The sequence below is a fragment of the Mycobacterium sp. SA01 genome (assembly GCF_041287105.1).
In the GTDB taxonomy this organism is placed as follows: domain Bacteria; phylum Actinomycetota; class Actinomycetes; order Mycobacteriales; family Mycobacteriaceae; genus Mycobacterium.
The window spans coordinates 272,485-295,484 of sequence record NZ_JBGGNO010000017.1 but is presented as its reverse complement, the minus strand read 5'-3'; the positions used below and the strand labels follow the sequence as shown (position 1 = coordinate 295,484).

Here is a 23,000-nt window from a genome sequence, read left to right as displayed (position 1 = left end):
CGAGAGGCTTATCGAATGGTTGACAGTAACTGCGACTGTAGACAATTCCACAACGAGAGACAATCGCCGTCGAGACGGCACACAGATCCACAAATTGGCGCAGCAGCCGCTCTCAGTGCGACCTCAACGTGGTTTAGGCCGTGAGTAGCGGCGCCATCCACGCGATTTCGCCGGGCAGCTGCGAACTCCAGTAACCGCCGTCGTGGCCGCCGGGCGAGAATCCGCCGGCCGGCGGGGTGGGCAGCTGGGCGATGAACTGCTTGGTTGCTGAATAGAACGGGTCGCTGTTGCCGCAGTCGATCCGGATCGGGATCGACGCCAGCGCAGGCAGGCCGAACACGGTGTTGGCGGCAAAGTCGTCGGGGCCGTCGAAGGCACCGGGTGCCGCCGCGCCCGATGACAGCCACAGCGCCGGGCTGACCGCGGTGATCGCCGCGGTGCGGGCCGGTCCGAGGCGCGCCCCGAGCAGCAGGGCCCCGTAACCGCCCATCGACCAGCCCAGGAACGCCACCCGAGAGGTGTCCAGGCCCTGGCTGCTGAGCATCGGGATCAGCTCGTCGAGCACCATCTTCCCGGAGTCCTCACCCGAGGCCCGCTGATGCCAGTAGCTGCCTCCACCGTCGACCGCGACCACCGCGAACGGCGGCAGTCCGGCCGCAACCGCTTGCGCCAGGCCCTGTTCGACGCCGCCCGCCATCACGCCCGCCGCGTCCTGACCCTTGCCGTGCAGCGCGATGACCGGCCGCAACGGCGCGGTCTGGCCGGGCGGGCGGGCGATGGCCCAGTTGGTGTTGACCCCGCCGCGCGCGGCGGAGACGAAGGAGCCGGTGACCATCGTGGGGGCGGCGGCGCCCGCTGCGGGCGGCTCCAGCGGGGCGGGTGGTGCCAGGGGAGCGCCGACGCCGGTCATCGCGACGTCCGGTCCCGCGAGCTGAGTCGCGGAATCCAGGGCACGGCCGGCGGCGAAGGCGCCCGCGGCACCTGCAGCGGCTCCGGCGCCGAGTCGCAGAACCGCGCGACGGCTCAGGTTCGCCATGCGGGCCATCTTGCCATCGCGCCGGGGGCGTGGGCGATCGAGCCTAGCGCCACCTCGGTGCCAGGTTAATGATTCGGTGAAAGAGCGATGTCCCGTTGATGCTGCTGGCAGCATTGCTGAACGTGACGGCAGCGATGACGCCCAAGGGTGAGCGGCGACGGTATGCGCTGATCAGCGCTGCCGCCGAGCTGCTTCGCGAAGGTGGATTCGAAGCGGTGCGCCATCGTTCGGTGGCGCGTCGTGCAGGGTTGCCGCTGGCGTCCACCACCTACTACTTCTCCTCGCTCGACGACCTCGTACTCAAGGCCGTCGAGTACATCTGCGCAGTGGAAACCGCCCAATTGCGGGCCCGGGTGGACGCGCTGCCGCGTCGGCGGCGCGGCGCCGAGGCGATTGCCGACGTATTGGTGGACCTGCTGGTCGGCGATCCCGACGGGGAGGCCAGCAGCGAAGAATTGATCTCGCGGTACGAGCGCTACATCGCCTGCGCCCGGCAACCCGAACTGCGGGAGATCCAGCACCGGCTGGCCCGGCAGCGGGTCGACGCCGTGGTGTCGGCCATGGCGCGCTCGGGCCGCAACGCGCGGACCGACCTGGTGACGGCTCTGGTCAACGCCGTCGACGGCTCGGTGGTCTCGGCTCTGGTCAGCGACGGCGACGGTCCGCGAGAGGTGGCCAGGGCCACCGTGATGGACGTGATCGACGTGTTGGTCCCGATCGACGAGCGCACTGTGCGGGTCTGAGCGATTACGTTCGAAGACATGGATCTTTCCGGGCTCGCCCGGCCGGCTACGGAACTGCTCGACGGCGTGATGGACCGGGCGCTGATCGTGGGCTACACCAAAATCGGCTCGGGGCTGCGCAGGCATTGGTGGGCCGCCGATGCCGACCCGCAGGCTCTGCTGGGTAAACGGGTGGTGATCGCGGGCGCGACGGCTGGGATCGGCCTGGCGATGGCGCACTCGTTCGCCGCGCTGGGTGCGACCGTCCATCTGCTGGGCCGCAACCCCGAGAAGGTGGAGACATCGTGCGCCGCGATCCGGGAATCGGTGCCCGGCGCCCACGTGGTGGGGGAGGTGTGCGACGTCTCGGACCTCGATGCGGTGCGGGACTGGACAACCGATTTCGCCAACCGAGTCCCTGCGCTCAACGGCCTGGTCCACAACGCCGGCCTGATGCCCAAGGAGCGCGTCCTCACGCGTGAGGGCCATGAGGTGCAGCTGGCGACGCATGTGCTGGGTCCCCATCTGATGACCGAGCGGCTGCTCCCGCTGCTGCGGGCGGCAGGCGGGGCGTCGGTGGTGTGGGTGTCCTCGGGCGGCATGTACGGCTCACCGCTGGTGGTCGACGATCTGGAGTTCCGGCGCGGCTACAACGGGGTGCGGGCGTACGCGCGGACCAAGAAGATGCAAGTGGTGCTGGCCGACTCGTGGGCACGTCGGCTGGCCGGCACCGACATCCGGGTGGAGAGCATGCATCCCGGCTGGGTGGACACCCCCGGCGTGGCCGAGTACCTGCCGCGGTTTCGGGTCCTCACCCGCCCGCTGCTGCGGGACGTGGCCGACGGCGCCGACACCGCGGTCTGGCTGGTCGCCACCCGGCCGGAGTCCACGCCCGGGCATTTCTGGCACGACCGCCGCCAGCGGCCGACCACATTCGGCTGGCAACGCCACGAAAATCCGGCCAAGGTGCGGCGCCTGCTGGAACAGGTCAGCCGGCTGACCGGGACGTCGGACGAGTGGACCGGCCTGCGGGCATGAGCTTTACGTCGCCCCCCTTGTCAGCTCGGCGGGCCCTGCAACCGCACGAGCCGGTTCTGCAGCAGCGCCACCCGATGCGCGTTGCCCGGCAGGCCGACGTAGCGGTCGGCGAACGTGGCCAGTAGTGCGTCGTCCAAGCGTCGCACCGCACCCGCCGGGAAGCGGTAGTCCATCTTCTTGTTGACGGCATCGGTGTCGATATTGGTCAACAGCTCCTCGAGGGCGTCGAGGGTGAGGATGCCCAGGTCGACGAGCAGCGCCGCCATCCAGCCGTAATGCTCGGTCCGCGACCAGCCCGCTTCGGGAAAACGGTGCCCCAGGTAGGTGGCCAGCACCGGCGTCGCGATACCCGCCTCCGCCGCGTCCGGGCTGCCCACTTCGGCCATGGATGTGCGCAATCGGTCACGGATCTCGGTGAACTCGCGGTCGGCCAACTCGAGTAGGCCCGCGGCCAGGGTGAACCGGCGGTCGAGTTCCGCGGCGTCCTGCTCGGGGACCGTTCCCTTGTACCGGATGTCGTGTTCGAATTCCGCCCACGCGTGTTGCAGGACGGTACGTATCTGGACCGAGGCCGGCTGCGTCTCAGCGTCATTGGCGATCAGCATGTGCCTGCTGGCATACCCCCAGCGGCCCTCGCGAGCCGTCACCTGCCCCATGTCGAGGTCGGTCAACACGTCGAATTCCTCGGACAACAGGGTGCCGACGGCGGTGACGTCCTCGCGCAGGTAGGTGATCACCCGCAGGCCGACCTGGTCGGTGATCTGCGCGGACGGATCCGTGTAGAGCCGCTGGCCGTTGCTGCTGCGATCGGCCTTGGCCGCGAACGACGCGACGCTCTTGGTGCGGGCCGTCACGCTGAGGTAGTTGATGCCCGCGTCGTCGAGCAGACGCGTGACCAGCGCCAGGTAGTTCTCGGTGGTGGCGACCAACGCAGGCCGACGCTCGGCGTACCGGGCGACGGCGTCACCGACCACACCGGGCATGGGTTCCGGCGGCGTGGGCGTCAGATCCGGCGGCAGTGTCGGCGTCACGATGTAGCCGGTGGCGAAGTCTCCGTAGATGGTCACCGAACCCGGCCGCGCAGTGGCGTACAACCCGACGTAGGCGCACACGACCGCATCGATCGGATCTTCCGCGTGGCGCAATTCGCTTTTGCGCTGGGCGTTCTCGACGGTCGCACGCATGGCGATCCAGTCCGGGTGATCGCCGACCCGCAGCGGCACCGTGGCGTGGGCGAGTCGCTCGATCTCGTCCATCAGCCGCAGCAGCTCGGTGCGCAGTTGGGTCACGCTGCGGCCCTGCTTCTGCTTGTACTTCAGCGTGCGGCCCAGCCGGAACAGCACCACCGTGGCCGGATGCGGATAGACCTCGATGGCCCGCCGTGACGCCCGGGAGCGCGGGTCCATGTCCAGGCCGAGGGTTTCGGCGATCCGCGCGCCCCGCGGCGTTCCGGCGAATTCCGGCTTCTTTTTGTTCGCGGGGTGCGCGCCGGCCTCGAACTTGGCGAAGTCGCGGTTCAGGTCCGTTTCGCAGCCGCGCTGGCCCGTCTCGTTGGTGACGATGAGTGGGGCGTCGATGGCGACCAGGCAGGGACCGTCGACGAACGGGCCGACCTCCTCGAGGATGCTCGAATCGTCTTGCGCGCTAGCGATATGGACGAGCCGTCCGTCGTCGTCGAGCGCGGCGACGCCCGTCGGCTTGCGTTCACCCCAGGCGAGATCCAGGCCGACAAAGTGCATCCGTCTACCTTGCCGTACCAGGGCCGTAAGCTGTGGGCTTGTGACAATCCCCAATGTGCTGGCCGGCCGCTACGCCAGCGCGGACATGGTCGCGATCTGGTCGCCCGAAGCCAAGATCGTCGCCGAACGCCGGCTGTGGCTGGCAGTGCTGCGCGCCCAGTCCGAACTCGGCGTGGACGTGCCCTCTCGCGTGGTCGAGGACTACGAACGGGTGCTCGATCAGGTCGACCTCGCGTCGATCGCCGCGCGCGAACGGGTCACCCGCCACGACGTCAAGGCCCGCATCGAGGAATTCAATGCCCTGGCCGGACATGAGCACGTGCACAAGGGCATGACCAGCCGCGACCTCACCGAGAACGTCGAGCAGCTGCAGATCCGCCGCTCGCTGGAACTCGTGCACGCCCACGGGGTGGCGGTGGTGGCACGGCTGGCCGAGCGCGCGGTGCTCTACCGCGACGTGGTCATGGCCGGCCGCAGCCACAACGTCGCCGCGCAGGCCACCACGCTGGGCAAGCGGTTCGCGTCGGCCGCCGAGGAGACCCTGATCGCTCTGGAGCGGATTCGTGAGCTGATCGACCGCTATCCGCTGCGCGGCATCAAGGGCCCGATGGGCACCGCCCAGGACATGCTCGACCTGTTCGACGGCGACGCCGTCCGGTTGGCCGAACTGGAGCGCCGGGTCGCCGAATTCCTGGGCTTCAACGCCGTCTTCACCAGCGTCGGGCAGGTCTACCCGCGGTCGCTGGACCACGACGTGGTCTCGGCGCTGGTTCAGCTGGGTGCCGGTCCGTCGTCGTTCGCGCACACCGTGCGGCTGATGGCCGGGCACGAGTTGGTCACCGAGGGCTTCGCGCCGGGACAGGTCGGCTCGTCGGCGATGCCGCACAAGATGAACACCCGCAGCTGTGAGCGGGTCAACGGGCTGCAGGTGGTGCTGCGCGGCTACGCGTCGATGGCCGCGGAACTCGCTGGCGCGCAATGGAATGAGGGCGACGTCTTCTGCTCGGTGGTGCGCCGGGTGGCGCTGCCGGACGCGTTCTTCGCCATCGACGGGCAGATCGAGACGTTCCTGACGGTGCTCGACGAGTTCGGCGCCTATCCCGCGGTGATCCAGCGGGAACTGGATCGCTACCTGCCGTTCCTGGCCACCACCAAGGTGCTGATCGCGGCGGTGCGGGCCGGTGTGGGCCGCGAGACCGCGCACGAGGTCATCAAGGAACATGCGGTGGCCGTCGCGCTCGCGATGCGGGAGAAGGGCGCCGAACCCGACCTGCTGGATCGGTTGGCCGCCGACGAGCGGCTGCCACTGGACCGGGCGGCGCTGGACGCCGCGCTGGCCGACAAGGCGGCGTTCACCGGGGCCGCGGGCAGTCAGGTTGACCAGGTGATCGTCGCAGTGGACCACCTGGTCAGCGACTACCCCGACGCGGCCAAGTACACCCCCGGCGCGATCCTGTAAACCAATGTTGCTGCGCGACATCGACTTCACCGACCTCGATAACTTCGCCGAGGGTTTCCCGCACCACTTGTTCGCGATCCATCGCCGCGACGCGCCGGTGTACTGGCACTCGCCGACCGACAACACACCGGACGGCGAAGGGTTCTGGTCGGTGGCCACCCACCCGGAAACCCTTGCCGTGCTGCGAGATCAGGACACCTACTCGTCGGTGACCGGCGGAGACCGGCCGTTCGGCGGCACACTCCTGCAGGATCTGTCGATCGCCGGTCAGGTGCTCAACATGATGGACGACCCGCGCCACACCCGGATCCGGCGCCTGGTCAGCTCGGGCCTGACCCCGCGGATGATCGGCCGGGTCGAGGACGACCTGCGCCAACGCACCCGCGCGCTGCTGGACGCGGTCGAGCCCGGGGTGCCCTTCGATTTCCTGGTGGACGTGGCCGCCGAGTTGCCCATGCAGATGATCTGCATTCTGCTGGGAGTGCCGGAGAGCGAACGGCATTGGCTGTTCCGGGCCATCGAACCGAGCTTCGACTTCGGGGATTCCCGCAAAGGCGAGATCGGCACCATGTCGATCGAGGAGGCGGGATCGCGGATCTATGCCTACGGCTCCGAGCTGATCGCGAAGAAGCGCGCCGAGCCCGGTGACGACATGCTCTCGGTGGTGGCCAACGCCACCGTCGACGACCCGGATGCGCCGTCGCTCAGCGACATCGAGCTGTACCTGTTCTTCAACCTGTTGTTCAGCGCGGGTGCGGAGACCACGCGCAACGCGGTCGCCGGCGGCCTGCTGGCGTTGGCTGCGCACCCTGATCAACGCCGGCGGCTGAAGGACGATCTCGAACTGTTGCCGACCGCGGTGGAGGAGATCGTCCGGTGGACCTCTCCGTCACCGTCCAAGCGGCGCACCGCAACCCGGGACACCGAGCTCGGAGGGTGCTCGATCCGGGCGGGTGACAAGGTGCTGGTGTGGGAGGGTTCGGCCAACCGCGACGGCGCCGTGTTCGAGGACCCCGACTCCTTCGACGTGGGCCGTAAACGCAACCCGCACCTGGGGTTCGGCCAGGGTGTGCACTACTGCCTGGGCGCCAACCTGGCCCGGCTGGAGCTGCGGGTGCTCTACGAGGAACTCCTGACCCGCTTCGCCGAGATCCACGTGGTCAAGCCGGTCGAATGGGCCCGCAGTAATCGGCACACCGGCATTCGGCATCTCTTCGTCGAGCTCGGCTGACATGCGGCCACCGCCCGACGTGTTCGCGGCGGTGATGGCCACCGGCATCGTGTCGATAGCTGCCGCCGATCACGGCCACCGCTGGATCAGCCTGGCGCTGGCAGTGATCGCCGCGATTGCATTGCCGGTACTCGTCGTGGCGTGCGCGCTCATCTGGCGGCGGTCGGCACCGGACTTCGGCGACCCGGACGTGCTGCTGCGGCTGTTCACCTACGTCGCGGCGTGTGCGGTGCTCGGCGCGCGCCTGGTCGAATACCGCGCTGTGCTGTGGATCCTGGCCGGTCTGGCCTTGCAGTTCTGGCTCACGCTGACGCCGCTGGTGGTACGGCGGATGTGGCGGATCCGCTGGCTCGGGTTGCGCGACCGTTCGCATGGTGCGTGGGAACTGGCCAGTGTGGCCACCTCGGGGCTGGCCATCCTGTCCGCGGATCTGCAGTGGCTGTTCGGTGCGCTGGTGTTCTGGGTGCTGGCGCTGCTGGCGTACGCCGCGATGACGGCGCTGATTCTCTGGCGGGCCTTCCACGAGCGGCTGGACCCCGGCGGGTTCGAGCCTGACGGCTGGATCCTGATGGGCGGCCTGGCGATCGCTACCCTCGCCGGTGATCGGATCCACCGCATCTGGACCTCGGAGGTGGTCGTGACGACCACCGTGGTCACCTGGGCGCTTGCGACGCTGTGGATTCCGGTGCTGGCCTACTTCGGGATCCGGCGCTTCACTGTTCCCGGTGCGTGGGGGTTCCGGGGGGTGTGGTGGGCGATGGTGTTCCCGCTGGGCATGTACTCGGCGGCGACGTTCGCGATGGCCGCCGAAACAGGGTGGCGCGGACTGCACACCATCTCGCTGGTGTTCTTCTGGGTCGCGTTGGCCGCGTGGGTCATTCTGACCGCGGGCGGGCTGCGCTACCTCCGGTCACATCACCGCGTGACCGGCATCGACCGGTAGCGCGACGCCGGTGATGTAGCGAGCCTTGGGGCCGGCCAGGAAGACCACCACATTGGTGACGTCCTCGGCTTCGACGAACGGGACCGGCAGCAGATTGGCCGAGAGCGCGGCGCCGTTGGGGTTCTCCTGGAACGTCTTGAGCGTGTGGTCGTTGAGGATCATCGGGGTGCCGACCCCGCTGGGGTGCACTGTGTTGACCCGGATGTTGTGTTGGGCATAGGCATTGGCCGCGGAGCGCATCAATCCGACGACGCCGTGCTTGGCCGCGGCATAGGCGAACATCGCCGCGCTGCCGTCGCCGCCCTTGCCGACCAGGCCCTGCGCCGAGCTCGTCAAGATGATCGAGCCGCCGCGGCCCTTGCGGATGATCGAGGGCACGGTGGCAACGATGGTGTGCCACACCCCGGTGAGGTTGGTCTCGACGATGTCGCGGTACACCTCGGTGTCCAGCGGATCCTTGCGACCGATCGCCACCACCCCGGCGTTGGCCACCACGATGTCGATCTCGCCGAGCGCGTCCACGCCGCCGCGTACCCCGGCCTGCAGTGCGTCGAGGTCGCGCACGTCGGCGACGACCGGAACGATGCGGCGGCCCTGTGCCTCCACGAGGCGGACGGTCTCGTCGAGATCTTCCTTGGTGGCCAGCGGGTAGGGGATCGAGTCGATGTCGGCGCAGCGGTCGATCGCGATGATGTCGGCGCCCTCGGCGGCCAGCGCGACGGCATGGCTGCGGCCCTGGCCGCGGGCTGCGCCGGTGACTACTGCGACGGTGTCGATGAGGTCTGCCACGACGCGGACTCTAACCGATCGGCGCACGACTGTGAGAAGCTTCTGGAAGCGATGGCGAAACCCAAAGGTGCAGCGTCGGCCACATCCTCGCTCCTCGGCCGGCCGGTGGGCGCCAACAGCGAGGAGACGAGGCAGCGCATCCTCGAGGCGACCATGCGCTGCGTCGCGGCCGTCGGCTACTCGCGGACGACGATCCGAGAGATCGCCCGCGCGGCGAACATGACCAGCGGCAGTCTCTATCACTACTTTCCGAACAAGGCCGAACTCGTCAAGGCCACCTTCGACGAGGTCGCGACCATCGCCGTGCCCCGGCTGGAGCAGGCCGCCGAAGACAACACCGCGACAATCGACAAGCTGATGGCGGTGCTTGACGAGAGCGTTCGGGTGATGCAGGACTACCCGCTCGCCGTCGCCTTCGACCGGGCCATCCGCGCCGAGAGCCCGCAGCATCTGCACCTCGCCGAGAACAGCGACACCCGATTCGTCGCGCTGCGCAACCTGATCCGCGACATCCTCTCCCAGGGCGCCCGCGAGAAGGTGCTGGGCCGCGGTGTCGACGTGGAAAGCGCGGCCAACGCGGTGTACATGATCTTCCGGGGCCTGAACGAATACGCCGCCAGCACACCGCCGCCCGAGGAGTACCACGCGACGGTGGCCGCGCTCAAACAGCTGCTCCGTGGCCAGCTCTTCGGTCAGGGCCGGTAGAAGTTCTGCGCGTTCGTCGCCAGCACCGCATCGATGTGGTCGGCGCCGACGGCATCGGCTATCCGCTCGATATCGCTGTCCTGGAACGGAATTGCCGCCCGGGTGGAGGGTAGGTCGCTGCCGAAGATCAGCGCGGCGGGATTCGCGGTCACGATGTCGCGCATCAGGGCGTCGGGGTCGGTGACGCTGATCCGGCCGAAGCCGGTGGCCTTCACCACGGCGCCGGATTCCACCAGCCGCAGCAGCGCTCCGCCGGTGTCGTCCGACATGGCCAGGTGGTCGATGCTGATCCGGGGCAGGGCGGCCAGGATGGATGCCAGTTCGGTGAAATCGGCGGCATCGAGGTAGAACTCGCTATGCCAGCCGGCGACCTCGTGCACGCGGCGGGCGAGAGTGTCGACGTCGCCGAGTGTCGCCGATCCGCCGCGGTACAGGTTGAACCGGACGGCCCGCACGCCGGCGCGGTCCAGTGCGATGATCTCGTCGTCGGTGCTATCACCGGGAATCTGGGTGACACCGACGAATCCCGGACCAAGTTGTGCCAGAGCATCTTTCAGGTAGCTCTGGTCGAAGGCCTGGAAGGATCCACTGACCACGGCACCACCGCTGACGTCGAGCGGGACGACACGCTCGCGGTAGTCGGCGACGGTGAACGCCGCAGGCAGGTAGCCGTTGTTGGGCACCAACGGAAACCGGGGATCGATGATGTGGAAATGCGCATCGAAGATGCTCACACGCCGGCCTTGATGAAGTCGGCGCACCGCTCACCGACCATGATCGCCGGTGCGTTGGTGTTGGCCCGGGGGATACGAGGGAACACCGACGCGTCGGCCACCCGCAGGCCGGTCACGCCGCGCACTTTCAGGGTCTCGTCCAATACGCTGCCGTCGTCGGTGCCCATCGCCGCCGAGCAGGCGGGGTGTCCGGTGGTGGCGACCGAACTACGCAGCCACGCCTCGATCTGGGCGTCGGTGGCGGTGTCCGGGCCGGGGTGCAGTTCGGCGGTGACCACCGAGGCGAACGGCTCGGTGGCGACGATCTCCCGGGTGCGTCGCACGATGCGGATGAACGCCTGCACGTCGTCCGGGTGGCCCAAGGTGTTGAGCCGAATCTCCGGCGGCACATGTGGATCCGCGGACTGCACCAGCACTGTGCCCCGGCTTCTCGGTGTCCAGTAGGACTGCAGCACCGACGAGGCACGACGAAGCTCTTGCTCCATCGCGATCAGGTTGACGTAGCTGGGGGAGTGGATCAGCTGAAAATCCGGGGCAGGCAGGTCCGGCGTGGACCGGACCTGCGCGATCGCCTCCATCGCATTGCTGGTGAACTTCCCGGTGCGGCGAAACAACCACCGCAGCAACCACTGTGGCTTCTGTGCGTCCGACAGGCCGACGAAGCCGGGCTGGACGTCCCAGCTCATCGCGGCGGCCGGATGATCGGTGAGGTTGGTTCCCACCCGAGGGCTTTCGACGACAGGCGGTATTCCTGCCGCGCTGAGGCGGTCGGCCGCGCCGATGCCGGAGAGCTGCAGCAGCTGGGGCGTTCCATACGCCCCGGCCGACAGAACGATCTCGCGGTCGGCGGAGACCATATGCCGCTGGCCCTTGCGTTCGTACTCCACGGCCACCGCGCGGCCGTCGCGGATCACCACCCGGTGCACCAGCGCGCCCGTCACCACGCTGAAATTCGGACGACGCCGCGCCGCGGGCAGATACGCCCGAGCGGTGTTCCAGCGCTGCCCCTTCCAGACCGTCACCGGCGCAATGGACGAACCGTCGAGATCAGGTCCGCCGATGTCCTCGTTGTCGCTGACGCCGGCGGCGCGGGCGGCGTCCACCCATCGAATGGAGGTCACGTCGGGCTCCGCCAGCCGGGTGATTCGGACCGGGCCTGCGGTCCCGTGCGACGGGCCGCCCAGATAGTGCGACTCGATACGGCGGAACACCGGCTCCACATCGGACCACTCCCAGCCGGGCATGTCCCAGCCGTCGTAGTCGAGTCTGGTGCCGCGGATCCACACCATCGCGTTCATCGAGCTGGTCCCGCCGAGCACCCGGCCCCGGGGCTGAGGGATGACCCGGCCGTCGCACGCGGGCTCCGGTGCGGTGCGGTAGTCCCAGTCGGTCGGCCCGCCCATCTGCGCGGCGAAGGCCAGCGGAGCCCGCACCGTCAGGCGCCGGTCCGAACCGCCGGCCTCCAGCAGCACAACGCGTGCGTTCCCTTCGGCCAGGCGCGCGGCCACCGCACAGCCTGCCGACCCTGCGCCGATGACGACGTAGTCGAATGCGGCCACTAGCCCTGTGCGCTGATGGCGTGTTCGGGGCAGTCCTGCACGGCCTTGGCGACGAGATCCTGGTACTGGGCCGGTATCTCGTCGACCACCACTTCGGCGTAGCCGTCGGCGGTCCAGGCGAACACGTCCGGGCACGTCGACACGCAGTCACCGTGGCCGGCGCAGCGGTCCGGATCCACCGAAGCCTTCATCGGTTCCCTATCCGTCAGATCTCGACACCTTCGTAGCTGGCGAGCATATCGGGATCGGGCAGTGCCATTTGGAGATATACGTCGATGCGGGTGATCTTTGCGCTCTGGTCGAACTCGTAGACCGACACCGAGTTGACCGAGTTACTGAAATCGCCGATTCTGCTGCGCTCTTCGAGCTCGAGGAACACCACGTTGCCGGCCTCGGTGACCCGCTTGAAGTCCGACTCCCACTCCGACGATGTCGCCCAGTTGGTCAGGAACGCGACGTACTCGCCCCAGTTCATCACCTCTTTGAAATTGCCCACCCGGACGAAGTTCTGCGTGTCGATGAGTTCAGCCAGCGGCGCCCAGCTCTCGGCGCTGAAGCCCGGCTGCTTGGCCTCGTCGACCAAACGCTTCATCAGGGCGCTGTAGTCCAGCACGGTCTGCGACAGCGTCATCAGACGGTCAATCCCTCCTCGGCCAGCCGGCGATCCAAGGCATCGGTGTATTCGTGGGTTCCGTGGAACGGTCCGTGCACACCGATCGCGACATCCAGGAAGTCGCTGTACTCACTGTTGACGTGGGTCTCCCAGCGCACCACTTCACCGTTGTCGTCGGTGTCGATGAAACTGTAAGAGTAGAAACCCATTACGGCGCCGGTGTCTTTGTTGGTGCCCTGCCAGCGGGTCTTCATCACGAATCCGTTGTCGGCAGGCCAGTGCTTGAAGTCGACGGGCTTCCAGTCCGGGAAGCGCAGGGAATAGACCTTGGCCTCCATGGTCGAGGCGCGCGCGGATTCCTCCGGGAACTCGCTGAGTTTGAACGCCTCGTCGCCGGTGAAGTACGGCGAGGCATACATGCAGTCCGGGTGGAACTTCCAGACTTCGACGAACTGTTCGCCGTCCTGCACACCCTGGCGCAGGTAGGCGTCGCCGTAGGCCCGGGCCATCCGATTGTGCAGCGAGATTCGGTCTTCGAGGTTCACTGTGCTGCCTTTCCTGCCATCCATCGATCCATGGTGTCGTGAAACTTTGCGACCACGACCTCTTCGTTCACCAACATCAGGTGATCGAGTCTCTCGTTGCGCAGCCCCGCCTGCTGACGCTGCATCTGCTCGTAATCCTGTTGCAGCGCTTCGAAATACTTGTAACTGCCTGGTTCGTCGACCTCGGTCAGGTCCACCGAGAACTGGTCGGCCATCTCCTTGGGCAGATACATGTAGCTCGCGACATGCCAGATGCACCGGTTGGGGTCCCCGTCGGGGTGCGGCCTCGCCAGGATCACGTGGCACTCGCCGGCCCTGATGGTCATCATGAAGTTGGGGAAGAGGAACCAGCCGTGGTTGTCGCTCATCTGGGCGTCGGTCAGGCCGCTGACGTCCAAGCCCATCTCGGTGAGGTGCGCACGGGTGGCCTTCTGCAGCAGCGTGCGCGCCGTGACCCCGTCGGGGAAGTCGATGGAGCCGTCGTCCGCGGTGTATTCCTCGACGAGTTCTTGGAATCGAGGGATCACCGCGACCGTCCCCGGGAAGGTCTCGGGCAGTGACAGCGTGCCTTCGACCTGTTTTTCGGGGGTGGCCCCCACGACGTCGAAGGGGGCCATCGCGATGGTGTGGTTCTCGAAGAACTTGTAGCGCGTGGTCTCGGGCTGAATATTGAGCACCGCCAACAATTGTGGGTGGACTCCATTGACGTGATAACCCTCGTTGAAGGCGTCCATCACGACCTTCCAGTTGCAGTCCAGTGCTTCTCGGACGTTCATCACCGTCGACATCAGTTCGAGGTGATACGGCTGTAGCGTCGCCATCGCCTCCGCACCGATCCACTCCGCCAGCGGCTGGGCGCCGGGATCGGGGTTGATGAAGATGAAGCCGCCGAAGGTGTCCACCGGAACTGTGATCAGCGAGTTGTCGCTCTTGTCGATGCCGCCGGCGTTCTGTTCCCGCAGCAGTCCCTTGAGCCGGCCGTCGAGGTCGTAGGACCACAGGTGGTATTGGCACAGGAAGCCGCGCTTGGCGTTGCCGGTGCGACCCTGGCAGATGGCATTGCCGCGGTGCCGGCAGGCGTTGACGAAACCGCGCAGGTGTTCGTCCTTGCCCCGCACGATCAGGAAGGACTGGTCGTAGATCGTGTACTCCAGCCAGTCGCCGACTTTGGGAAGGTCGTCCACCCGGCCGGCGATCTGCCACGTCTTCATCCAGATCGCGGCACGCTCGCGTTCGGCGTACTCCCGCGATCGGTAGCGATCCGTGGAGACCCGGGACGCGAAGCTGCCCGCCAGTTCGTCGAGTCCCGGTGCGTGGTCGACCCATTCGCCGGGCAGGGCTGTAGACGTCATTGATGAGCCTCCCTGAGCAGATTAATCAATCATTTGATTAATTACTCTGCGGCCCTCGAGGCGCGGTGTCAAGGTTTGGCGCGGTTACGGGGGTACAGGTCCGGTTATCGCGCCGAAGTCGCGCGGCGGATCTCCGCGACGACGCGGTCTGGCTGCTGGGTGAGGTCCAGCCAGGTGAAGCGCAGCACCTGCCAGCCCTGCAGGGCGAGCCGATTCTGTCGAACCCGGTCGTTTTGAAAGGCGGCCTGATCGCTGTGGAAAGCCCAACCGTCGATCTCGATGGCAACCCGCTGAGCCGGGAAAGCGATATCGATGACATACCCGTCAACCGGGTAGTTCGCCCGCCAGCCGGTGATGCCCGTCCGCTTGAGGAGGCGGATGATCAGTCGCTCGGCCTCGGAGCGCGCACCGCCGCCGGCGGCGTCGAGCAGCCGCCCGCTTGCGGTGGCTCCGTGCCGGCCACGGTTGCGGGCGTGTGCGCGCCTCAGCGCAGCGAGTTCGACGCGACGCTGCAGAGCGGTGTCCATGATGGCCGGGCTGCCACCGCGGCGGACGGCTGCCTCCAGAGCGGTCAGCGGCGGGGCGGTGACCCGTAGCCCGCGGTGCTCGGTGACGTCGACTTCGGCGAGATCCCGCCGCCGCACGCGTGTCCCAGGGGCCGCGCGGCCGTGGCTGTTGCGCGGCACCGTGATCTCGACGAGGTCGGGTGGCTCTGCCGAGAGTCCCAGCCACCAGCCGGCCGCCAAACCGCTTGCGGCAGCGCGGGGCCCGCGACTCCACACCGCGGCACGAATGCGTGCCGCGGCCGTGAACGGACGGTCGTCCACGAAGTACACCCCGGGGCCGCAACGTCGCCACAGCCCGGCGCCGACCCGGTGTCGCACCGCGTCCTGGCTGAGCCCCGACCGGCGCGCCTGAGCCAGTGTGACCACTCCGTCCTGGCAGCGCAGGTAATCCTCGAGCACACAAGATTTGGACGCGGTACGCGCCGCGGCGGTTCCTGAGCGAACTCGGGCGCGCTAACCGGGGTGCAGGCCCGGTCAGCGCGCCGGATTCCGCCAATAGCGCGGGGCGGCCACACCTGCGGAGCGCAGTTCGAGGGTGGCCAGGCCGCGGATCGCATACGGGTCCTCGCGCCGCCAGGCGCCGACCGGGTCGAAGCTCACCTCGGTGAGCTTGCGCAGCGGCCGGTTGGCCAGGGCGCGCAACGCCAGCAACTGCTCGCCGGCGGGGGTGCGGGCCAGTGCGATGACCGTCCACTTGCGGCGGAAGAACCGGATCCGCAGAAACAACCACGGCATACCGACGGCGAGGACCGGGGGAGCCGCCACCGCGAACGCCAGCACCACCGCCAGCCAACTGGCCGTGGTGTCCAGGCTGTGGCCCGCGCCCGCGACATCGAGGGCGGCCTCACTGGCGGCCCGTAGCGGCTTGGCGACGGTGTCGCCGACCAACGGGATCTTGTGCGCACTGTCACCGGCGGAATGCAGGTTGTCCGAGATGCCGGTGGCACCGTCTTTGACCTGGCGGCCGACGTCGGCGATCGTCGTGACAGCGGTGTGCACCGCCAGCCCGACCACCACCCACACGGTGATCCATGATGCGACCAGCAGGTCGCTGACCAACTGCACCAGCAACCGGCCGGGGGTGGTGGCGTAGGGCAGGAACCGCGATCTCATGGCTCGATCCCAGCACAGTCGCGCCAAGTCAGCGGCCGTTAGGCTGACGCGGTGTCCCGCCCCGCCCTGAGCGACTATCAACATCTGGCCAGCGGAAAAGTCCGCGAGATCTACCGGATCGACGACGAACACCTGTTGTTCGTCGCCAGCGACCGGATCTCGGCCTACGACTTCATCCTGGACAGCCTGATTCCCGACAAGGGCCGCATCCTCACCGCGATGAGCGTGTTCTTCTTCGATTTCATCTCGGAGCAGATCCAGGTGCCCAACCATCTGGCCGGCCCGCCCGACGACCCGCGGATCCCCGCCGACGTGCTCGGTCGCGCTCTCGTGGTGCGCAAGCTGGAGATGGTGCCGATCGAATGCGTCGCCCGCGGCTACCTGACCGGCTCTGGCCTGCTGGACTATCAGCGCGACGGCACGGTGTGCGGAATCGCGCTGCCGCCGGGCCTGGTCGAGGCGAGCAGGTTCGACGAGCCGCTGTTCACCCCGGCGACCAAGGCCGAACTCGGCGAGCATGACGAGAACATCTCGTTCGACCGGGCCGTCGAGCTGGTCGGCTCGGTGCGCGCCAACCAGCTTCGCGAGCGCACGCTGCAGGTCTACCGGCACGCCGCCGACCACGCGCTGACGAAGGGCATCATCATCGCCGACACCAAGTTCGAGTTCGGCGTGGACGCCGACGACCGGGTGGTGCTGGCCGACGAGGTCTTCACCCCCGACTCGTCGCGGTATTGGCCGGCCGACACCTACCAGGCCGGTGTGGTGCAGCCCAGCTTCGACAAGCAGTTCGTCCGCAACTGGCTCACCGGTCCCGAATCAGGTTGGGACCGCTACGGTTCGGCGCCGCCACCGCCGCTACCGGACGAGATCGTCGAGGCCACCCGCGCCCGTTACATTGAGGCATACGAACGCATTTCGGGGCTGTCGTTCAACGACTGGATCGGAGCAGGCGCATGAACCCACCCGTCGCCAAGCGGGTCGACACCCGGCGCGTGTTCCACGACGACGTCTTCGTCGACCCCTACGAATGGTTGCGTGAAAAAGCCGATCCGGAGGTCATCGCCCACCTCGAAGCGGAGAACGCCTACGCCGACGAGGCCACCGCACATCTGGAACCGCTGCGGCAGAAGATCTTCGACGAGATCAAGGCGCGGACCAAGGAAACCGACATGTCGATTCCGACGCGTCGCGGTGACTGGTGGTACTACGGTCGCAGCTTCGAAGGCAAGCAGTACGGGGCACACTGCCGCTGCCCGGTCGCCGGGCCAGACGACTGGGACCCGCCGGTGTTCGACGAGGACACCGCAGTCCCCGGCGAGCAGGTGCTGCTCGACGAGAACGCCGAAGCCGACGGGCACGAGTTCTTCTCGCTCGGCGCGAGCAGCGTGAGCCTCGACGGCAACCTGCTGGCCTATTCGGTCGACACTGTCGGTGACGAGCGATACACGCTGCGGTTCAAGGACTTACGCACCGGTGAGCTGTACGCCGACGAGATCGCCGGGATCTCGTCCGGGGTGACCTGGGCGGCCGACAACGCCACCGTGTACTACACCACCGTCGACGAGGCGTGGCGGCCCGACACCGTGTGGCGGCACCGGCTCGGCTCGGGCGAGCCCGACGAGCAGGTGTTCCACGAACCGGACGAACGGTTCTGGGTCGGAATGGGCCGCACCCGCAGCAACAAGTACGTGATCATCGCGGCTGGATCGGCGATCACCTCCCAGGTGTGGGTGGGTGACGCCGATGACCCGAACGCGGAGTTCACCTCGGTGCTGCCGCGCCGCGACGGTATCGAGTATTCGGTGGAGCACGCGGTGATCGGGGGCGAGGACCGCTTCCTGATCCTGCACAACGACGGCGCGGTCAACTTCACCCTGGTGGAGGCACCGGTCAGCGACCCGGCTGACCAGCGCACGCTGATCGCCGCGCGCGACGACGTTCGGCTGGACGGGGTCGACGCCTTCGCCGACCACCTGGTGGTCAGCTACCGACGGGAGGCGTTGCCGCGGATTCAGTTGTGGCCCATCGGCGCCGACGGCTACGGAACGCCTGAGGAGATCGCGTTCGACTCCGAGCTGGCCTCGGCGGGCCTGGCCGGCAACCCCAACTGGTCGACAGCCAAGTTGCGGGTGGGCACCACCTCGTTCGTGACTCCGCTGCGCATCTACGACCTCGATCTCGCCACCGGTGAGCGCACCCTGCTGCGTGAGCAACCGGTGCTGGGGGGCTACCGCAGCGAGGACTACGTCGAGCGCCGCGACTGGGCGATCGCCGAGGACGGCACCAGGGTGCCGATTTCGATCGTCCACAAAGCGGGCATTGAATTCCCCGCTCCCACAGTGTTGTACGGATACGGCGCGTACGAGTCTTCGGAAGATCCGCGATTCTCGGTGGCGCGCCTGTCGCTACTCGACCGGGGAATGGTTTTCGCGGTCGCCCACATTCGCGGTGGCGGCGAGATGGGCCGGCTCTGGTACGAGGACGGCAAGCTGCTGCAGAAGCGCAACACATTCACCGACTTCATCGCGGTCGCACAGCATCTGGTCGACACCGGGTTGACCAGGCCGCAGAATCTGGTGGCGCTCGGCGGAAGCGCGGGCGGTCTGCTGATGGGCGCGGTGGCGAACCTGGCGCCGCACCTGTTCGCCGGCATCCTCGCGCAGGTGCCGTTCGTGGACCCGCTCACCTCGATCCTCGACCCGTCGCTGCCGCTGACGGTGACCGAGTGGGACGAGTGGGGAAACCCGTTGGAGAATAAGGACGTCTACTTCTACATGAAGTCCTATTCGCCGTACGAGAACGTCGAAGCCAAGGAATACCCGGCGATCCTGGCGATGACATCGCTCAACGACACCCGCGTTCTCTACGTCGAACCCGCGAAGTGGGTTGCCGCGCTTCGGCACACCAAGACCGACGAGCATCCGGTGCTGCTGAAGACGCAGATGGCCGCGGGTCACGGTGGCATCAGCGGCCGCTACGAGCGGTGGAAGGAAGCGGCGTTCCAGTACTCCTGGCTGCTGGCCACCGCAGGCGCCGAACAGCACGAGGTAACCTCACCGGCATGAGTCTGACCGACATCCCGCTCACCACCCTCGACGGCGAAGCCACCTCGCTGGCCGACTACGCCGACCGGGCGATCCTGCTGGTCAACGTCGCGTCCAAATGTGGCCTCACTCCGCAGTACGGGGCGCTGGAGAAGCTGGCCCGCGATTACGGTGATCGCGGTCTGACCGTGATCGGGGTGCCCTGCAACCAGTTCATGGGGCAGGAGCCGGGGACCGCGGAGGAGATCCAGACGTTCTGCTCCACCACCTACGGGGTGACGTTCCCGCTGTTGGCCAAGACCGACGTCAACGGCGACGACCGGCACCCGCTGTACGCCGAGCTCACCGCCGTCGCCGACGGTGACGGCAAGGCCGGCGACATCGCGTGGAACTTCGAGAAGTTCGTGATCGCGCCGGGCGGAACGGTGGTCAACCGGTTCCGGCCGCAGACCGAGCCCGACGCCCCCGAAGTGATCGCCGCGATCGAGGCGGTCCTTCCCGGCTGACCCCAATGGTCGCCTGACCTCAAGGTGACAGACACCATCTGGACACCTGGAATTGCCAGACTGCGAGGGTGGCTGGACAACTCATCGTGTCGGTGTCCGGGATCAGCGATCGGACGCGCGGCGACGTCGACGAGTTCTGTGCCGCGCTCGACAGTCGCGCGGTTCCGCTGTCGCTGCTCGTCGCCCCTCGGCTCAAGGACGGGTACCGGCTGGAATCCGACTCCCGCACCATCGGCTGGCTGACGGACCGGCGATCCGGGGGTGATGTGGTGGTGCTGCACGGATTCGACGCCGCCGCCACCAAGAAGCGCCGCGGCGAGTTCGGTGCGCTGCCCGCGCACGAGGCGAACCTGCGGCTCATGGGCGCCGATCGGGTCCTCGAACACGTCGGTCTGCGGAGTCGGCTGTTCGCCGCGCCGGGCTGGACGGTCTCCGCCGGGACGGCACTGGCCTTGCCGCGCAACGGCTTCCGTCTGCTCGTCGATTTGCACGGCATCACCGACCTGGTCACCGGTACGACAACGCGCTCCCGGGTGGTCGGAATCGGCGAAGGGTTCGTCACCGAGCCGTGGTGGTGCCGGACGCTGGTGCTATCGGCGGAGCGCACCGCGCGACGTGGCGGGATCGTCCGATTGGCCGTCACCGCAAAGCAATTGCGCAAGGTCGGGCCCCGTCAGGCCATGCTCGACGCGATCGATCTGGCCTTGCTGCACGGCTGCACGCCGACGGTGTACCGGTGGGAAACCGACGCCCCCGCGGCTTCCGCAGCCTGATTAGCTGCGTGAGCTGGACCCGCTCGCCGTGGTAGCCATACCGCCGTCGACCGGGATGATCGCCCCGTTCATGTAAGACCCGGCCCGGCTGGCCAGGAACACCGCGATACCGGCCATGTCATCGTCGCGGCCGATCCGCCCCAGCGGCGACGAGGCCGCGATCGCGTCCCCGAACGCGTCGAGCGTGGCGGCCATCATCTTCGACTGGAACGGCCCCGGTGCCACCGCGTTCACCGTGATGTGCTGAGGGCCAAGTTCTTTGGCCAGCACGCGAGTCAACTGGTGCACGGCTGCCTTGCTGGCCGAGTACGAGTAGGTGTTCATCACCGGCACCTGGATCCCGTCGATGCTGCCGATGTTGATCACCCGTGCGGGATCGTCGGCAGTCGCGGCATTGCGCAACGCGCCGACCAGTTCCTGCACCAGCCAGAACGGCGACTTCACATTGAGGTCGAGCACCTTGTCCCAAGCCGAGGTCGGAAACGATTCCAGCGGCTCGCCCCACGTCGCCCCGGCGTTGTTGACCAGGATGTCCAGCTTGTCCGTGCCGGCCAGGACCTCGGCGGCCAGGCGCTTGCATTCGTCCTGACGGGACAGGTCGGCCGGGATGGCGCGGATGGTGCCGAACTGCGACAGCTCGGCGACCACCTGCTCGCACTTGTCGGCCTTGCGCGAACTGATGATCACCTCGGCGCCGGCTTGCAGCAGGCCGCGGGAGATCATCACCCCGATACCGCTGCTGCCCCCGGTGACCAGCGCGGTCTTGCCGGACAGTCCGAACAGCCTGGTCAGGTCAGCTGTGCTCATGAGTTTCTCCCTGGGTCTCTAATCCGGCGGCTGGTCGAGTAGGTTTTTGCGCCGCGCGTCCTGCTGTGCGCGGAGCGCCTTGATGTCGTAGCGGGGGTCACCGTCCAGGTCGAAGACGGCTCGGTTCGAGGTGGCGTCCCATCGCACCCCCACGATGTCGCCCACCGCGGGTTTCAATCCGCCGACGGTGAACGTCTCGGTGATCTCGATGCGGACCGGTGCGGCGCCCGGCGGATGAACGTCGACGACGAATTGGTACTTGCGGTAGTCGTTGGTCGCGATCTTGGCGGCCTGCTGCGCGTGCACGACGGTCGCCTGACAGTGCTGTCCGCGTCGACGCACCCGCCAGCTGTCGAACATCAGTTGGTCAATTCGCCTGTCCGCCTTGTGCGCTCAGAATCGGAACGAATTCTCTTCCGGCAGCACCCGGAAATCCGTGTCGGTCATCTCGGTGAGCCGACCGTAGTAGATGCCGCGCGCCTCCGGAGCCACCACCCCCTGATGGATCGGGACCGCGTGCTCCGGCGCGACCGCCCGCAGATAGTCCACCGCCTCGGAGATCTTCATCCACGGGGCGGCCGCCGGGGTGGCCAGCACATCCACCGGCTCGCCGGGGACGAACAGCGCGTCACCGGGGTGCATGAGCCGGGCCGGGTGCTCGGCGTCGCCGACCAGATACGAGATGTTGTCGATGACCGGAATCTCCGGATGGATGACGGCGTGGCGCCCGCCCACCCCGCGGATGGTCAGCCCGGCCACGTTCAGCTCGTCGCCGACCTGCACGGCGCGCCAGGGTTCGCCGAGCTCGGCCGCGGTCGCCGGATCGGCGTAGAGCACCGCGTTCGGGTTGGCTTCCACCAGCGCAGGCAGCCGTTCGCGGTCGGCATGGTCGGGATGCTGGTGGGTGATGAGGATCGCCGACAGACCGGTCACGCCCTCGAAGCCGTGCGAGAAATTACCCGGATCGAACAGCAAGGTGGCGCCGTCGAACTCGGCGAGAAGACATGAATGCCCGAAATGCGTCAGCTCCATGCTTACGATTGTGCGCGCACTGGAAGGCGTCGAATACATGCGGTTGGTCATCGCGGTGATGCTGGTGGCCTGCGGGCTCGCCATCCCGCCGCACGCTGCCGCCGATCCCGACACCTGCCCGCCCAACTGCGACCGCATTCCGGACGCGGCATGGATAGCCCCCTGGGCGATACCGCTCAACGCCCGCTACACCTGGCCCCGGCTGGCCGGGGTGGCGGTCACCGCCGTCGCACCCCGGTTCCGGTTCGAGGAGCTGTGCCGAACACCGCCGGTGGCCCAGGACCCACGCGCCTACGCCGTCGCCGAACGCGCCTCCGTCGTCAACCCGGACGGCCAATGGCAGCTGCAGGCACAGGTGATGCACTGGCGAGGAGAGACCTGGCGCGGCGGCCAACTGGCGCAGGACGTCTTCCACGCCGCGGTCGCCGCGCTGCGGTCCTGCCAGCGCACCAACCCGACAGCGTCGCCGTCGCTGACCGTCAACGAGCCCGACCGGATGGCCGCGGTGATCAGCGGTCCGGTGATCCTGCGCCAGTACGTGGTGGCCAATCCGGCGAACAGCACGGTGACCGAGCTGGCGATGTGGTCAACCGCACCGCCGCAGACCCCATGGCCGATGGCCAGCGACGACAACCTGCTCGACGCCCTCGGCGCGCCGCTGTGCACCGCCTACATCGGGTCCTGCTGATGA

The 23,000-nt window shown here is 67.7% G+C and carries 25 protein-coding genes; 11 read left to right on the top strand and 14 right to left on the bottom strand.

From position 1 onward, the window contains the following. Positions 1-133: 133 nt before the first annotated feature. Positions 134-1,045, bottom strand: a complete 912-nt coding sequence (locus tag AB4879_RS11590) for an alpha/beta hydrolase (protein WP_370507693.1) — start codon at positions 1,043-1,045, stop codon at positions 134-136. Between the two features lie 104 nt (positions 1,046-1,149). Here AB4879_RS11590 and AB4879_RS11585 point away from each other — a divergent pair, with 104 nt between their 5' ends. Both AB4879_RS11585 and AB4879_RS11580 read left to right on the top strand, forming a co-directional pair. Continuing rightward, entirely contained in the window at positions 1,150-1,779 is a 630-nt protein-coding gene (locus AB4879_RS11585) for a TetR/AcrR family transcriptional regulator (protein WP_199189936.1), read from the top strand. 18 nt (positions 1,780-1,797) lie between these two features. After that, the gene (locus AB4879_RS11580) at positions 1,798-2,796 is read left to right on the top strand and encodes an SDR family NAD(P)-dependent oxidoreductase (protein ID WP_370507692.1); all 999 of its coding nucleotides are present in this window, start codon (positions 1,798-1,800) and stop codon (positions 2,794-2,796) included. A gap of 20 nt (positions 2,797-2,816) precedes the next feature. On the opposite strand, the gene relZ is transcribed toward AB4879_RS11580, so the two are convergent. Continuing rightward, positions 2,817-4,535: a bifunctional ribonuclease/(p)ppGpp synthase gene (relZ, locus tag AB4879_RS11575; RefSeq protein ID WP_370507691.1), complete on the bottom strand. Its 1,719-nt coding sequence runs from the start codon at positions 4,533-4,535 to the stop codon at positions 2,817-2,819. Positions 4,536-4,575: 40 nt separating this feature from the next. Between relZ and purB the strand changes: the two genes are divergently transcribed. The 3 genes from purB to AB4879_RS11560 are packed head-to-tail and all read left to right on the top strand — an operon-like array spanning position 4,576 to position 8,168. After that, positions 4,576-5,994 (top strand): adenylosuccinate lyase, encoded by a 1,419-nt coding sequence (gene purB, locus AB4879_RS11570; RefSeq protein WP_370507690.1) that lies wholly within the window; start codon positions 4,576-4,578, stop codon positions 5,992-5,994. A 4-nt stretch (positions 5,995-5,998) separates the two neighbouring features. Further along, on the top strand, positions 5,999-7,225 hold the full coding sequence (locus tag AB4879_RS11565; protein ID WP_370507689.1) for a cytochrome P450: 1,227 nt from the start codon (positions 5,999-6,001) through the stop codon (positions 7,223-7,225). A 1-nt stretch (position 7,226) separates the two neighbouring features. Further along, positions 7,227-8,168: a tellurite resistance/C4-dicarboxylate transporter family protein gene (locus AB4879_RS11560; RefSeq protein WP_370507688.1), complete on the top strand. Its 942-nt coding sequence runs from the start codon at positions 7,227-7,229 to the stop codon at positions 8,166-8,168. Here AB4879_RS11560 and AB4879_RS11555 read toward each other — a convergent pair. Beyond that, positions 8,136-8,957: a mycofactocin-coupled SDR family oxidoreductase gene (locus tag AB4879_RS11555; RefSeq protein WP_370507687.1), complete on the bottom strand. Its 822-nt coding sequence runs from the start codon at positions 8,955-8,957 to the stop codon at positions 8,136-8,138. The two genes, AB4879_RS11560 and AB4879_RS11555, sit on opposite strands and share 33 nt — an antisense overlap. 51 nt (positions 8,958-9,008) lie before the next feature. On the opposite strand from AB4879_RS11555, the gene AB4879_RS11550 reads away from it, so the two are divergent. After that, positions 9,009-9,662, top strand: coding sequence for a TetR/AcrR family transcriptional regulator (locus AB4879_RS11550; protein ID WP_370507686.1), 654 nt, complete (start codon positions 9,009-9,011; stop codon positions 9,660-9,662). On the opposite strand, the gene AB4879_RS11545 is transcribed toward AB4879_RS11550, so the two are convergent. The 8 genes from AB4879_RS11545 to AB4879_RS11510 form a co-directional block, all read right to left on the bottom strand. Further along, a complete protein-coding gene (locus tag AB4879_RS11545) occupies positions 9,650-10,396 on the bottom strand; it encodes an amidohydrolase family protein (RefSeq protein ID WP_370507685.1) in 747 nt (248 codons plus the stop codon). The genes AB4879_RS11550 and AB4879_RS11545 overlap by 13 nt on opposite strands. Next, a complete protein-coding gene (locus AB4879_RS11540; protein WP_370507684.1) occupies positions 10,393-11,955 on the bottom strand; it encodes a GMC family oxidoreductase in 1,563 nt (520 codons plus the stop codon). The genes AB4879_RS11545 and AB4879_RS11540 overlap by 4 nt, the downstream gene beginning before the upstream one ends. Then, entirely contained in the window at positions 11,955-12,146 is a 192-nt protein-coding gene (locus AB4879_RS11535) for a ferredoxin (protein WP_102808179.1), read from the bottom strand. The genes AB4879_RS11540 and AB4879_RS11535 overlap by 1 nt, the downstream gene beginning before the upstream one ends. A gap of 14 nt (positions 12,147-12,160) precedes the next feature. Then, positions 12,161-12,586: a hypothetical protein gene (locus AB4879_RS11530; RefSeq protein ID WP_370507683.1), complete on the bottom strand. Its 426-nt coding sequence runs from the start codon at positions 12,584-12,586 to the stop codon at positions 12,161-12,163. Next, the gene (locus tag AB4879_RS11525) at positions 12,586-13,113 is read right to left on the bottom strand and encodes a hypothetical protein (protein ID WP_370507889.1); all 528 of its coding nucleotides are present in this window, start codon (positions 13,111-13,113) and stop codon (positions 12,586-12,588) included. The genes AB4879_RS11530 and AB4879_RS11525 overlap by 1 nt, the downstream gene beginning before the upstream one ends. Then, positions 13,110-14,465, bottom strand: a complete 1,356-nt coding sequence (locus AB4879_RS11520; RefSeq protein ID WP_370507682.1) for an SRPBCC family protein — start codon at positions 14,463-14,465, stop codon at positions 13,110-13,112. The genes AB4879_RS11525 and AB4879_RS11520 overlap by 4 nt, the downstream gene beginning before the upstream one ends. 104 nt (positions 14,466-14,569) lie before the next feature. Beyond that, positions 14,570-15,430: a DUF559 domain-containing protein gene (locus AB4879_RS11515; protein WP_370507681.1), complete on the bottom strand. Its 861-nt coding sequence runs from the start codon at positions 15,428-15,430 to the stop codon at positions 14,570-14,572. A gap of 75 nt (positions 15,431-15,505) precedes the next feature. Next, the gene (locus AB4879_RS11510) at positions 15,506-16,144 is read right to left on the bottom strand and encodes a hypothetical protein (RefSeq protein ID WP_102808184.1); all 639 of its coding nucleotides are present in this window, start codon (positions 16,142-16,144) and stop codon (positions 15,506-15,508) included. Between the two features lie 51 nt (positions 16,145-16,195). Between AB4879_RS11510 and AB4879_RS11505 the strand changes: the two genes are divergently transcribed. The 4 genes from AB4879_RS11505 (at position 16,196) to AB4879_RS11490 (ending at position 20,470) form a co-directional block, all read left to right on the top strand. After that, complete coding sequence (locus AB4879_RS11505; RefSeq protein ID WP_370507680.1) at positions 16,196-17,104, top strand: phosphoribosylaminoimidazolesuccinocarboxamide synthase; 909 nt, start codon at positions 16,196-16,198, stop codon at positions 17,102-17,104. Continuing rightward, complete coding sequence (locus tag AB4879_RS11500) at positions 17,101-19,212, top strand: S9 family peptidase (RefSeq protein ID WP_370507679.1); 2,112 nt, start codon at positions 17,101-17,103, stop codon at positions 19,210-19,212. The genes AB4879_RS11505 and AB4879_RS11500 overlap by 4 nt, the downstream gene beginning before the upstream one ends. After that, complete coding sequence (locus AB4879_RS11495; protein WP_370507678.1) at positions 19,209-19,697, top strand: glutathione peroxidase; 489 nt, start codon at positions 19,209-19,211, stop codon at positions 19,695-19,697. The genes AB4879_RS11500 and AB4879_RS11495 overlap by 4 nt, the downstream gene beginning before the upstream one ends. A 68-nt stretch (positions 19,698-19,765) precedes the next feature. Then, positions 19,766-20,470: a DUF2334 domain-containing protein gene (locus AB4879_RS11490; protein ID WP_370507677.1), complete on the top strand. Its 705-nt coding sequence runs from the start codon at positions 19,766-19,768 to the stop codon at positions 20,468-20,470. Here AB4879_RS11490 and AB4879_RS11485 read toward each other — a convergent pair whose 3' ends face one another. The 3 genes from AB4879_RS11485 to AB4879_RS11475 are packed head-to-tail and all read right to left on the bottom strand — an operon-like array spanning position 20,471 to position 22,309. After that, on the bottom strand, positions 20,471-21,277 hold the full coding sequence (locus tag AB4879_RS11485; protein ID WP_370507676.1) for an SDR family oxidoreductase: 807 nt from the start codon (positions 21,275-21,277) through the stop codon (positions 20,471-20,473). An 18-nt stretch (positions 21,278-21,295) separates the two neighbouring features. Further along, entirely contained in the window at positions 21,296-21,637 is a 342-nt protein-coding gene (locus tag AB4879_RS11480) for a hypothetical protein (protein WP_370507675.1), read from the bottom strand. Positions 21,638-21,670: 33 nt separating this feature from the next. Next, positions 21,671-22,309 (bottom strand): MBL fold metallo-hydrolase, encoded by a 639-nt coding sequence (locus AB4879_RS11475; protein WP_370507674.1) that lies wholly within the window; start codon positions 22,307-22,309, stop codon positions 21,671-21,673. A gap of 10 nt (positions 22,310-22,319) precedes the next feature. On the opposite strand from AB4879_RS11475, the gene AB4879_RS11470 reads away from it, so the two are divergent. Further along, positions 22,320-22,997 carry an ATPase gene (locus AB4879_RS11470; protein ID WP_370507673.1) on the top strand — a complete coding sequence of 226 codons (678 nt, stop codon included), beginning with the start codon at positions 22,320-22,322 and terminating at the stop codon, positions 22,995-22,997. The last annotated feature ends 3 nt before the right edge of the window (positions 22,998-23,000 follow it).